This is a genomic window from Desulfogranum japonicum DSM 18378 (assembly GCF_000429945.1).
Lineage (GTDB): Bacteria > Desulfobacterota > Desulfobulbia > Desulfobulbales > Desulfobulbaceae > Desulfogranum > Desulfogranum japonicum.
On record NZ_AUCV01000061.1, the window covers coordinates 1 to 13,078 of the forward strand.

Here is a 13,078-nt window from a genome sequence, read left to right on the forward strand (position 1 = left end):
TATGCAAACCAAACCTTTCTCTTTTGCCCCTGCTTGGTGTTTGAAAATTGTGCTTGCAGAGGAGAAAGTAAATCCTTTAATATGAACATGGTGAGTTGCTCCTTTTGGTATATTTTCAGTTACTTAGTACTAATTGAACTATACCATAGTGGCGCTCACCTTTCACCTCTTATCATGTTGATATTGCGTAATATATTTATATTTCCGACTCAAGATAGGCACAGAAAATGAACCGCTTTTTAATAGTCATTCTCATATAAAAACGTTTCCCATGTTTACGGTTTAGCTTTTAACCTTGCCGCACAATTTTCAGGAAACTTCAGTATGCGTAAATAACAGACATATAAATAGGCATTGACACATCCTAATATGCGGATATATTGATTCGGAAAACTCATTCCTTTTCACGTTCATGATCAATTTATTAACTCATTTTTCATTCATATGAATACTCAGGTTCAACTCTTCAAAGCGCTTGGCGATGAAACCAGACTGAGAGTTCTGCTCCTTTTGTTACGGCATACCGAACTGTGCGTATGCGATTTGGAGGCTGCTCTTGATATGCCGCAGTCAACGGTTTCCAGACATCTGGCAGTATTGCGTAATGCAAATTTGGTGGAGGGGGAACGCCGAGGCGTATGGATGTATTATCGCCTAAACCGAAAATATGGAATCAGCAAAGCTATATTTAAATGTCTGAAAAAATATTGCCTTACACTGGAGCAGGCCAGTGCAGATACTCATCGTCTGAATGAATTCTTAAAAACTAAAAACGTTGAAACCTGTAGTAAAGGAACAGGGAAACAGGAGGACTCTCAATGAGCACAGAACATAAAAGACTTTCCTTTCTTGACCGCTTTCTCACGCTCTGGATATTTCTTGCCATGCTGATCGGGGTCGGTGGCGGATATCTCATGCCAGGTATTAAGGATGTCATAAATACCTTCCAGGTAGGGACTACCAATATACCCATTGCATTGGGCCTCATCTTGATGATGTACCCTCCCCTGGCCAAGGTACGTTATGAAAAACTCCATGAGGTGTTCCGAAACGGGAAAGTTCTAGGGCTGTCACTGGTCCAAAACTGGATTATCGGCCCGATCCTCATGTTCCTTCTCGCCATCACCTTTCTCTCCGGCTATCAGGAATACATGGTCGGTCTTATCCTGATCGGTCTTGCCCGCTGCATCGCAATGGTCATTGTCTGGAACGATCTGGCTGAGGGTGATCGCGAATACTGTGCAGGCCTGGTCGCTTTCAACTCACTTTTCCAGGTACTTTTCTTCTCTCTTTATGCCTGGTTTTTTATCACTCTGCTTCCAAAAATATTTGGAATTGAAGGAGCAGTGGTCGATATATCCATGGCAGAAATTGCCCAGTCTGTATTCATTTATCTTGGCATTCCCTTCATAGGCGGCATGCTGACCAGATTTATCGGCTTGCGTCTTAAGGGAGAGCAATGGTATCAGGAGACACTTATACCCAAGATTAGTCCGCTCACGCTTATTTTTCTTCTTTTTACCATCCTTATAATGTTCTCTCTCAAGGGCGAATATATCGTGCAACTGCCTTTCGATGTTGTACGTATAGCAATCCCTCTTACGGTTTACTTTCTTGTCATGTTCCTGGTTTCCTTTTTTATGTCCCAAAAGGTAGGGGCCACCTATGAGCAAGCAACCACACTCTCTTTTACTGCTGCGTCCAATAACTTTGAGCTGGCCATTGCAGTTGCCATAGCTGTGTTTGGTTTGGATTCCGGACAAGCCTTTGCCGCGGTCATTGGTCCACTGGTCGAAGTACCTGTGTTGATTGCACTCGTCAATGTCGCGTTCTTTTTTAAAAGAAAATATTTCCCCTTTGCCAAAGAAACCCTGACTGGTGTCTGCCATGTCAGCAAAGAAGCCTGATTATTGACTTTTACGGTAAAAAAAGCATGAGCAAGCATAGCATCCTTTTCCTCTGCACGGGAAATTCGTGCCGCAGTCAGATGGCGGAAGGTTGGGCCAAACACTTTTTTGGGGATACCATGGAAATCTTCTCTGCAGGTATCGAGACCCATGGGCTTAACCCCCTGGCTGTAAAAGTGATGGCCGAGGCGGGTGTGAATATATCCGGTCACTCGTCAAAACTGGTAACTGACCTGCCAAACCTACAGTTCGACCTCGTTATCACTGTCTGCGGCCATGCTGATGAGAATTGCCCCTATTTTCCTGGCCCGACAAAGGTTCTTCATCACGGATTTGATGATCCCCCAAAACTTGCTGAACGCGAGGAAAACGAGGAAGGTGCTCTGAAACATTACCGTCGGGTACGGGATGAAATACGGGATTTTATTCAAACCCTTCCCTCTGCTCTTTCCCAATAACCTGAAACAGTGATCATTGCTCCCCACTGCTCAACATATCAATACGGAATCACATAAAACAATTCCCATTCTCTTTCTAAAATAAAGTAATCAGCCGCCCTTTGGGACGGCTGATTGCACTCTATTTTCATTGCCCACAATCACCCGAAAACGCTTACCTTAATCGGGGGGGCCAGACAGCAAACCTGCCTGAGGGTAAAACACTCACAGATTCGGTAATACATATACAATTATGCTCAAAGAACAATTGACAGAATCTCATTCCATAGCTATATAGCTAAATGGCTATTTGGAAATATAGCCAACAATCGCAATGCCGAGACGGAGAATAACATGCGTGATTTTGTAAAAGTGATGAAGGCCCTGGCTGATCCCAATCGGGTCAGAATTCTGAAATTATTGCAAGAAAAAGAGTTATGCGTTTGCGAAATGAAAGAACTTTTTTCACTCTCGCAGCCGACTATTTCAAAACATCTGCGTGTACTTGAGGAAGCGAACCTGGTCACTTTTCGAAAACAGGGAAGCTGGGCCATCTACAGGCTTGGACATGAACAAAGTTCCGGCCACGCCCAGGCAATGCTTGCTTATCTTGAACAAACGGAACTCGATGACAAAGCGTTTAAGGACATGTTGCAACATCTTCCACAAGTAGACAGGGAACGGATAGCTGCAGCCTAGAAGGTTGTCCGAGAATGTTATTTCCGCCCATATCTTTGTTAAACCTGAAAAAATATCACCGGAATATCATGTATATGCCTGTGGTATTTTTTCAGGTATGCCTCGATCTGAACGAAAATATCTATTCTCGAACAACCTCCTAAAAATGAACAACTCAATGAGGAAAAAACAATGGATATCAAAGTATTGGGACCAGGATGTGCCAAATGTGAAGAAGCGGAGCGTGTGGTACTGGAAGCCGTGGCCGAAGCTGGCAAAGAAGCTACGGTAGAAAAGGTTAAAGATTTTAATGAGTTTGCCAAATATGGGGTTTTCACTACCCCGGCCGTTGTGGTTGACGGGCAGGCCAAGTGTGTGGGCAAGGTACCCAGTAAAAAAGAAGTGCTGGAATGGATTTCATAACAACAACATACAGCTGTCGCATTTGTCGGAGATCTGAAAGATCAACTGACATGGAGCAAAAAAGATGGAATTAAAAAGAGAATGGAAGCCACTGGCCATTATTGTCGGTGGTTTTCTGGCCTGTTATTATCTGCCGGTGGGTCACCCCCGTTTCGACAATGCTGTAAGCGAGGCCTTACACCTTGTTAAATGGTATGCTCAGGAACACGTTCTGCTTTGCCTGATTCCGGCCTTTTTTATTGCCGGAGCCATAGCTGTTTTTGTTTCCCAGGCATCGGTACTGAAATACCTTGGTGCAACGGCCAATAAAGTGTTGGCATATGGTGTGGCCTCGGTCTCCGGAACAGTACTGGCTGTCTGCTCCTGTACCATCCTGCCTCTTTTTGCCGGGATATATAACATGGGCGCGGGCCTTGGTCCTGCAACAGCTTTTCTGTATGCCGGCCCTGCAATCAATATACTGGCCATAATTCTCAGTGCACGAATTCTCGGCCCTGAACTTGGTTTTGCAAGGGCCATTGGCGCAGTTGTATTCAGTGTTATTATTGGTTTGCTCATGCATTTCATCTTCAGGAAAGAAGAACTTGCAAAGGCTGAAGCGCAGGCTGTTATGCCAGAACCGGAAGTTGATCGTCCACTCTGGCAAAATGGACTCTACTTTCTTTCCATGGTTGGAATACTTGTCTTTGCAAACTGGGGTAAACCAGCCGAAAACACGGGCACCTGGGCCATGATATATGCAAACAAATGGCTTATTACATCAGGTTTTTCCGTACTGTTCGGCGTATTTCTCACCCTCTGGTTTAATCTACCACTCTGGCAGGTTATCCTTGCTGCGCTACCACCGGTTGTACTGAGCCTCTTTTTCTCCGGATACCCTGTTCTGGCGTTCAGCGCAGGTGTTGTAGGGCTTTCAGTGATACTGGCTGTTCGGGAGGATAAAAATGGGGAGTGGTTCAAGGAATCCTGGGGCTTTGCAAAACAGATTCTTCCCCTGCTGGTGTTCGGCGTTCTGATAGCAGGCCTGCTCCTGGGCCGTCCTGGCAATGAAGGGCTGATCCCTTCTGACTGGGTGAGCAAAGCCGTTGGCGGCAATTCTTTACTGGCAAATTTTGCAGCTGCCTTTGCCGGAGCCTTTATGTATTTTGCCACGCTCACCGAAGTTCCCATTCTCCAGGGGCTCATTGGTAACGGCATGGGCAAAGGCCCTGCCCTGGCTCTTTTGCTTGCTGGCCCGGCTTTAAGCTTGCCGAATATGCTGGTTATCCGGAGCGTAATCGGCACGAAAAAGACAGTGGTATTTGTCTCGCTTGTAGTAATTATGGCCACTGTCAGCGGTATCATGTACGGGAGCTTTTTTTAATCGTTACAGTGTGAAGGTGACCAAAGGGAGAAAATCGAGCTTCCGGTGGTCACCTGCAGCTCAGTGGGCGTCAACAAGTCCGTAACGCACAGCTGCCTGAGATGCCTCAATTCGATTTTTCAGATCCAGTTTTTTATAGATATTGCGCACATGACTTTTTACAGTTTCCACACTGATGTAGAGGTCGGCGGCTATCTCCTTGTTGCCTTTTCCCTGGGCCAGAAAACGCAACACATCCTGTTCCCGCCTGGTCAATTCAGGCAGGTTAACCGTCTCAGGCACAGGCTCATCTTCAATAGACAGATTCACCAGATATGCCGATACCATAGGCTGCCCGTTATGCACAGCACAAATCACCTGCTTGAGTTCCTCCACGTTGATGCTTTTAAGCACATATCCACGGGCGCCTGTTCGCATTGCTTCCTGAATATATTCAGTATCATTGTATGAGGAAAGAACCAGGAATTTCTGTTCAGGTAAATTCTTTTTCACCATACGAATGGCTGCCAGACCGGAAAGACCAGGCATATCCACATCAATGAGAACAACATCCGGTTTAAGCTTATGGATCTGTTCCACTGCTGTAAAACTGTTTTCAGCTTCCCCTACAATCTCCACCTCGTCTGAGCCCTGAAAACTCAGTCGCAGACCTGCACGAAAAAGAGGATGATCATCGGCCAAAAATACTCGAATACTCATGGGCTTCTCAGTCTCCGTGATGTTGGTCCGCGCATACCCTTCCCTGCAGACCCTGGTGCACTCTCAAGCAGTACGCTGCTCACCTCTGCATGTTGCTGTTATTGATCAGTCTGGTTACGTAAAGGGTACTGCTCCCGACGGACCAGAAAAGATACCACAAGACATGGCAGTTTGTGTCTTTTTACCAATTAACACTAACGTATGCCTGTCCATAATTAAGGATTTTTGTTCAAATTGAGGTAAGCGTAGACTCCGGGGCATGCGATACATTTTACCACAGACATATACCTGATATTTGGACGATAAAATTTTGAGCATAGTGCAAAAATTGAGCAAAAAGACCATTTATGGACAGGCAATAACTTAGGGGTGAGCGCTCCCTCACTCACATGAGGGGTAGCATCTTTTTATTGAAACACAACAAGATGGCTAGCGCAATACCCACATTGAGGGATTCTTTCTCCCCCTATGGAGTGAAAAAGGAACTCTCACATGGGCAGGGTAAAACTGAAACGGCACCCGCCATTACGTGCCTCCTGTCCCTCATTCAGGGGAGTTTTTACCCAGATAACTCCGCCGTGTGCCTCAACAGCCAATTTGCAAAATGCGAGCCCCAGCCCAAGCCCCTTTCGCTCGCATTTATTCCTCTGCCGGGTAGTAAAAAACTTATCAAAAACATAGGGAGCATCTTCTGCAGGAATTCCCAGTCCCTGATCGGTAACTGACATGAGCAGGTAAAATCTATCGGGATCAAGCAGTTTCAGGCATTCCTCAGGCAAATCGAAACGTCTATGAAATAGAGTTTTTCCATAGATCTGGTCGCGGGTAATGGTCACAATTCCCCCACCGGGACTGTATTTCACCGCATTCTCCAGCAAATTCACCAGAACACGACGAATCCGGTTAAAATCCACATGCAGACAATTCTTTCCCTGTTGACCATCAATGATAAACTCCATGCCTTTTTCGTTGGCAAAAAGATCGACCTGGGCAATGCTCTCCTGTAAAAGCGTTTCCATGGTACAATCAATTTTACTCAATCGAAATAGGCCGTTTTCATGCCGATAGGTATCAAGAAAATCAGTCACCATTCCATACAACTGGTTTCCGGTCTGCAACGTCAAATCGAGGATCTGCTGTTGACCGTCATTCAAACTACCAAGTTGTCCGGTGGCAAGAAGTTCGAGAGCTTTTTGAATGGAAATCATCGGATTTTTAAGATCATGGGTCATCATCCCGGTTAGATCTTCTTTCATCCGTTCAGTACGCTCTTCTTCAGTAACATCTCGCAAAACACCAACAAAATCCACCTGGTTTTCATCTTCGTTATTAATGGTTGCAAGGGACATCTGAATGGGAATCACTTTTGTGTATCCACAGATGGCCTTAACCTTGAAACGCCCGCTTTTTCCTTCTCCGTTGGCAAAGTACTCTTCAAGCCTGGCAACCGATGGCTCGCCTGTAAACAGTGACGGAAAGCGCTGTCCGAGCAGTTGAGATTTGCCTATGCCGAAAATACCACTGCAAGCGTCATTGGCCATGGTTACCACCCCATCCCTGTCTGTGGTGACAATGCCGTCAGTAACGCTGTTGATGATTTTATCCAGGTACCGTCTGGAACGACGGATCAAAAGATGTTTCTGGTAGGCGAGATCACTGATGGTCTGGGTGACAACGTGCATCAATTCGACAATGGCCTTAAACCGCTCAAAGGGAATAACCGGAACGTTTTTCAATTCGCTAAGATAGCCATCAATATCTTTGATGCCTATCATCCTGGCTCGCATGGCCGCCACCTCAGGTGTGAGCGGTTCAGTCAGGATCTGTCCGCAAAGGATATTGGCAATGTGGTGATCATCAAGGAAGATGGAAGATGCACTGTCCGTTAGCCCGGCATTGAGACACTGATAGATGATGTTTTGTCTGGTCCTGGCCGATTCCTGGCCGCCGTAGCAGTCACTGCGATAACACAGTTTTCTGCCCTCTGGGGTGCAGCGATTGAATTTTGAGCACAGAGATGTGAAGTTGAAAGGACGGGTAATGGGGCTTCCATCGACATTGGTGATGATAGCTGCAACACCGGTGGCTTTGGAAAACGTTTCGAGAATATTCTCGAGTTTATGACGTTCAATCAGATCCAGCAGCGGAAAAGCCCGTTTTGTTGCTTTACCCTCCATGCTTCCCCCACAACCACAGCATCATAATAAAGACCCGGCTGAGACACATGCCGTGTCATACAACATACATTGTGAAAATATACTCACATGGGAAATGACTAAACCGGACAATTCCCCGAGATGTAACTCGGTTACAGGGCACCAGAGCTTGTAGCAAGCAGGCAGGCCTTGGCGCATTGGGTAATACGCAAACCTGGCTGAACCCAGAAAAACCAGGCGCACTGTAGGCAGTTACGTAAAAACGTTTACAAAATGGTCAAGGGGAAGTCAATTGCTTTCTCCCGAAAAATAGGCCATTATCCCACATAAAAATGTATAAACCATGGAGCAGCCACTGCGGCATCTCAATACATTTTACTGCTCCTGTCTCAGCATCAGCTTCCACTGCTTGATGCAACATTGCATCAAATATGCATTAATGCATCAAGATATAATCATCGTCATCCCCTCTGTATCGGCAATAATCGCCATATTCCTACAGATAACCGCCCTCATTTGATGCATATTTGCATCAAATGGTGATATTCCTGTTCTATCTTACACAGACAGCAACTTTACATATCACCACAGGCAACATGCTGATATAGCTTATTTTATATAAATCGTTTCTTTTTCTGACATACCACAAATTCTCTTTTTCCCGCCCGGCACGATTATTGATTCTCATCTGAGAAATATTTTTCCAGCCTGAGTCCGTAAGCGTTGTGGAGAGGAACAGATGCAAGACGGCCTAACAAGCCATTTTTTTTAAGACTAATTTCATGCACAGTCATGAATACAGCTCCCATGGACGCGGTGCCAACACAAACACCAACCAATACAAGTGACCAATGAAACGAGTAACTCTTACAATCAATGGCCTGACCCGCCAGGTCGTCACAGATGAGTCCAAAGTTCTCCTGGATCTGCTGCGCCAGGACCTTCATTTAACCGGTACCAAGCAATCCTGCGACCGCAAGGGACAGTGCGGCGCCTGTATGGTTATAGTTAATGGGAAAACAGCTCTCTCCTGTCTGACCAAAGTCAAAAACCTGGATGGTGCAAAGGTTATCACCGTTGAAGGATTGGGAACGCCTGACAACCCACACCTTATTCAACAGGCTTTTGTACTTTCCGGAGCCATTCAATGTGGATTCTGCACCCCGGGTATGATCATGGGCGCCAAGGCCCTGCTGGATGCCAACCCGGATCCAACCCCGGAAGAAATCAAGCATGCCCTGCGCCGCAACCTTTGCCGCTGCACAGGATACGTGAAAATCATTGAGGCTGTACAACTTGCCGCCCGCTTTCTGCGAGGAAAAGCGACACCGGAAAGCATGATGCCTCCAGCTGATGCACCGGCCATGGGAGTGTCACACCCAAGACGATCTTCGCTGGATAAAGCTTGCGGTACTGCCCACTTCACCGCAGATGTGCAGATTCCGGATGCTCTGGAACTGGCCGTTCTCCGAAGCACAGTGCCCCATGCCCGCATTATAAGACTGGATACTGCAAAGGCAGCTGCCATGCCCGGGGTTGCTGGCGTGGTGACCGCAGCAGACATCAAGGGAACCAATATCCTGAAATATCTGGAAGCTGACCGACCAGTACTCTGCAGTGACAAGGTTCACTATATCGGCGACCCCATCTGCATCGTGGCAGCCGCAACCAAAGCTCAGGCCGAGGAAGCTGTCAAAGCTGTTGAACTGGAACTTGAAGAACTGGAAATCCTGGATGATCCCTATCAGGCATTGGACGAAGAGAGTCTGCGGGTACATCCGGATCGTCCCAATCTCTGCTACAATCAGCCCCAGATAAAGGGTGACGCCGATGCGGCCCTTTTGGAATCTGCAGCCACCATTCAAGCACGATTTGTCACCCAAATCAATCACCAGGCGCCTTTGGAACCGGAAGCCACAGTTGCCTATTTTGAAGAAGACGAAGATGCGGAACAGGAAAAACTGGTGGTTATTGGCCGCAGTATCAATATTCACTACCACATGGCCATGCTGCAGGCTGCGGTAGGCTGGGAGAACATGGCCTACATTGAAGCCTTTTCCGGAGGACAGTTTGGTATAAAAATAGACGTTATATCAGAAGGCATTGCTGCTGCCGCTGCCGTGCATTTCCAACAGGCTGTCCGCTACATCCCCAGTCTTACAGAAAGTATGCTGATGAGCTCCAAACGACATCCATTCTCCATGGACGTGAAGCTCTCTGCAGATGCTGACGGTAAACTTACAGCCTATCACAACGACTTCGTGGTTGATAACGGGGCTTATTACTCCATCGGCCATGTGGTTGCATACAGAGCCTTACTGATGCTTTCAGGCTCCTATGACATTCCTAACGTGAAAGCACGCGGAAGACTGGTATATACCAACAATCCATGGGGCAGCGCAGCCCGTGGTGCCGGCGCTCCCCAAGCGAATTTTGCCCTGGAATGCGCCATGGACATGCTTGCCGATAAACTCAACATGGATCCATTTGAATTTCGCCTGATCAACTCACTGTACCCCGGAGGAACCAAATCCACGGGTCAGGAAGTCACAGAATGGCCCTTGCCTGAACTCATGGAGAAAATGCGCCCTCACTATGAGCGTGCTGTCGCAGATGCCAAGACCCATGGAACCGACACCATTCTTCGCGGGGTCGGCATTGGCACCGGAGCGTTTGGTATCGGGGGTCCCAACGATGCCTCTGTGGTAGCAGTGGAACTGGATGATGATGGAGGCCTTTCTGTTTATGCTGCGGCTGCTGATCCCGGCGAAGGAAACGAATCCATGCTGCTCCAGCTCAGCGGTGCTTTCATGGGAATTCCCATGGAACGTATCCGTATCCACACCCGTTCCACAGAGAATACTGCCGCCAGCGGTCCCGCTGCAGGCAGCCGCATCACCTATATGATAGGTGGAGCACTGATCAACGGCCTTGAACAACTGAAAGCGGCCATGGATGAAACCGGGGCCACCACCGGTGCCGAACTCAAAGCAGCGGATCGACCTCATCGTTATCTGGGACGCAAGAAAAACGAAGTTGGTCCTCTGGACCCGGAAACAGGACAGGGACCTTCATTTGAGTCCCAGGTGCATGCTGTGCAAATCGCAGAAGTGGAAGTTGAAGCGTCCACAGGCAAAGTACGTGTACTCAAAATGACCACTGGTATTGATGCAGGCCCTGTGATCCATCCTCAGAACCTGACCGGCCAGCTTGATGGCGGCATTGATATGGGAGTGGGCCTGGCCCTTCGTGAAGAATATATCGCTGGCCAAACCAAGGACTGGGTTACTTTTAAATTCCCAACCATTGGCCAGAGTTTTGAAATGGAGACTATCCTTCAGGAAACACCCCGTCCTAAAGGACCGCTCAATGTCACGGGCATTGGTGAAATGTGCCTGGTTCCCACAACCCCGGCTGTAATCAATGCGCTGCACAATGCCACAGGAGCCTGGATATGCGATTTGCCAGCCACTCCAGACAAGGTACTTGCAGCAATGAATGGAGGTAAGGCCTAACCAGCCAGCGTTTGCCCGGAACCGAAGATTTTCGTTTAAGAGCAATAATCGAGGAACGAGACTCTGAAAAAAAATCTGGACAGACACCAGCTAACGAGGCAGGGTAGAAAAAATCACCAGGTGCATTGGCGGATACACACTGGATGGTTGAGGGGAGCGGTATATGTCATGGCACATGCATGGCATACACGCCTGCCCCTACTGTATACCCTGCCTGGGAGGCTGCCCGAGAATATTCTTTCCCCTGTTGAGTGTTGGGGCTGCGTACGAAATCCGGGCAAACACTGTACCTAAACCTGACACCAACACATCATGACAAGCATTGAGTCCACGGGGCAACCAGCCCTCATCCTTTGTACAGAGGATGGAACGGAAATCGAGTTTGATGAAGAAGGGTATTTCATGGACGAAACCCAGTGGAGCGAAGCTGTTTGCAGAAAACTCGCTGCACAATGCGGTCTGACAGAAATGCAGGACCAGCACTGGAAGGTATTATATGCCTACCGTGAATTTTATGCCTACAATGGTCGGGCACCATTGAATAAACACCTCAAGTCTGCCACAGGAATGAGCGTGCTGGAAATGGAGCGCCTCTTTCCCGGTGGCCTGAAAAACGGCGCCCGGCGCTTGTGCGGGCTACCCAATCCCAAAACCTGCCAATGATTTACCTGGACAACGCAGCCACTTCCTATCCCAAAAATGAACCAGCCCTGCGAAGAGCACTGGAACGCTACCTTGCCCTTGGCGCATCTCCTGGAAGGGGCGGCTATGACCGCGCCGTGGAGACAGAGGAGATGGTCGAAAAAATCCGCAGGAAAATACTGCGTTTTTTTGGAGCTCCTCCTGGCAGCCATGTCTGTTTCAGTGCCAATGCCACGGATGCACTCAACACCTTGATCCAGGGTCTGGCAGAGCCGGAGATACACCTGCTCTCAACCAGACTTGAGCATAATTCTGTTTTACGTCCTCTGCACCATATAAAGCGGAACGGACTCCTGGAGTTTGACCTGGTCGACTTTAACCTGCAAGGTTTTATTGAGCCGAAAACAATGCTGCAATACCTGCGGCCAGGAACCAGGGCTGTAATTATAAACCATGCTTCCAATGTCCTGGGGACCGTACAGCCGATAGCTGCCCTGGGCTCATTACTCCGTAGCCGGAACATTGCCCTCTGTGTTGATGCATCACAGAGTGCGGGCTTAATACCCATTCACATGGAGCAAGAAAACATCGCGGCTTTGGCATTCACCGGACATAAAAGCCTGGGTGGCCCAACCGGGACTGGAGCATTGATCATCACGCCCGAACTTGAGCTGAAGCCCTCCCGCTACGGAGGAACCGGGGTGGATTCCCTGAACCTGTATCAACCAGCTCCATATCCGGCACGGCTGGAAGCAGGTACGCAAAACATGTTTGGAATACTTGCTCTGGAAGAGTGCCTGCAAACCCTGCCTCACCAGGAGCAGGAACGCCGCCTGAAAAAAGAATTGCATCTGACAAAGCTACTCTATGAAGCCCTCTCCGCATTGCCGGGTGTAAACGTATATGGTGCCCATGACATGAACAGACAGGTACCGCTCCTCAGCTGTACGGTGGATGGTATGCAGTCTTCGGACGTTGGCGCCGTTCTGGACGGTGATTTTGATATTGCCGTACGTACCGGCCTGCAGTGCGCTCCCCTGGTGCATGAAACTCTGGGGACTTCACCCTACGGTACCATACGCTTCAGCCTCGGTCCCCATACGACACAGCAGGATGTCGAAGCGGCAATCCGGGCAATGCGGGAAATTGTCACTGCCTGCAGGCAGGAGCACACGGTTTGAACAAACGCGATTGTCCTGATATAATCAGTTAGCTGGAAGGCCTTACAGGCAAATACGTCCAGCCATACGCCTTATAT

Annotated in this window: 11 protein-coding genes; 9 read left to right on the plus strand and 2 right to left on the minus strand. The window is 48.2% G+C overall.

Annotation, left to right across the window (positions count from 1 at the left end; translation table 11 throughout):
• The first annotated feature begins 444 nt into the window (after positions 1-444).
• The 6 genes from G493_RS30425 to G493_RS0120395 all read left to right on the plus strand — a co-directional run bounded on the left by G493_RS30425 (position 445) and on the right by G493_RS0120395 (position 4,808).
• Entirely contained in the window at positions 445-822 is a 378-nt protein-coding gene (locus tag G493_RS30425; RefSeq protein WP_035275411.1) for an ArsR/SmtB family transcription factor, read from the plus strand.
• Complete coding sequence (gene arsB, locus G493_RS0120375; protein ID WP_028581868.1) at positions 819-1,907, plus strand: ACR3 family arsenite efflux transporter; 1,089 nt, start codon at positions 819-821, stop codon at positions 1,905-1,907. Before G493_RS30425 ends, arsB begins: the two co-directional genes overlap by 4 nt.
• 26 nt (positions 1,908-1,933) lie before the next feature.
• On the plus strand, positions 1,934-2,365 hold the full coding sequence (locus G493_RS0120380; protein ID WP_028581869.1) for an arsenate reductase ArsC: 432 nt from the start codon (positions 1,934-1,936) through the stop codon (positions 2,363-2,365).
• Positions 2,366-2,698: 333 nt separating this feature from the next.
• Entirely contained in the window at positions 2,699-3,043 is a 345-nt protein-coding gene (locus G493_RS0120385; protein WP_028581870.1) for an ArsR/SmtB family transcription factor, read from the plus strand.
• Positions 3,044-3,214: 171 nt separating this feature from the next.
• Positions 3,215-3,445, plus strand: coding sequence for a thioredoxin family protein (locus tag G493_RS0120390; protein ID WP_028581871.1), 231 nt, complete (start codon positions 3,215-3,217; stop codon positions 3,443-3,445).
• A 64-nt stretch (positions 3,446-3,509) separates the two neighbouring features.
• Positions 3,510-4,808, plus strand: a complete 1,299-nt coding sequence (locus G493_RS0120395; protein ID WP_028581872.1) for a permease — start codon at positions 3,510-3,512, stop codon at positions 4,806-4,808.
• Positions 4,809-4,868: 60 nt separating this feature from the next.
• Here G493_RS0120395 and G493_RS0120400 read toward each other — a convergent pair whose 3' ends face one another.
• Positions 4,869-5,507 carry a response regulator gene (locus tag G493_RS0120400; protein ID WP_028581873.1) on the minus strand — a complete coding sequence of 213 codons (639 nt, stop codon included), beginning with the start codon at positions 5,505-5,507 and terminating at the stop codon, positions 4,869-4,871.
• 488 nt (positions 5,508-5,995) lie between these two features.
• Positions 5,996-7,684: a PocR ligand-binding domain-containing protein gene (locus tag G493_RS30430; RefSeq protein ID WP_051309681.1), complete on the minus strand. Its 1,689-nt coding sequence runs from the start codon at positions 7,682-7,684 to the stop codon at positions 5,996-5,998.
• Positions 7,685-8,514: 830 nt separating this feature from the next.
• On the opposite strand from G493_RS30430, the gene G493_RS0120415 reads away from it, so the two are divergent.
• The 3 genes from G493_RS0120415 to G493_RS0120425 all read left to right on the plus strand — a co-directional run bounded on the left by G493_RS0120415 (position 8,515) and on the right by G493_RS0120425 (position 13,001).
• Positions 8,515-11,178 carry a molybdopterin-dependent oxidoreductase gene (locus tag G493_RS0120415; RefSeq protein ID WP_028581874.1) on the plus strand — a complete coding sequence of 888 codons (2,664 nt, stop codon included), beginning with the start codon at positions 8,515-8,517 and terminating at the stop codon, positions 11,176-11,178.
• Between the two features lie 312 nt (positions 11,179-11,490).
• Positions 11,491-11,841 (plus strand): TusE/DsrC/DsvC family sulfur relay protein, encoded by a 351-nt coding sequence (locus G493_RS0120420; protein ID WP_051309683.1) that lies wholly within the window; start codon positions 11,491-11,493, stop codon positions 11,839-11,841.
• Positions 11,838-13,001 carry an aminotransferase class V-fold PLP-dependent enzyme gene (locus tag G493_RS0120425; protein ID WP_028581876.1) on the plus strand — a complete coding sequence of 388 codons (1,164 nt, stop codon included), beginning with the start codon at positions 11,838-11,840 and terminating at the stop codon, positions 12,999-13,001. Before G493_RS0120420 ends, G493_RS0120425 begins: the two co-directional genes overlap by 4 nt.
• The last annotated feature ends 77 nt before the right edge of the window (positions 13,002-13,078 follow it).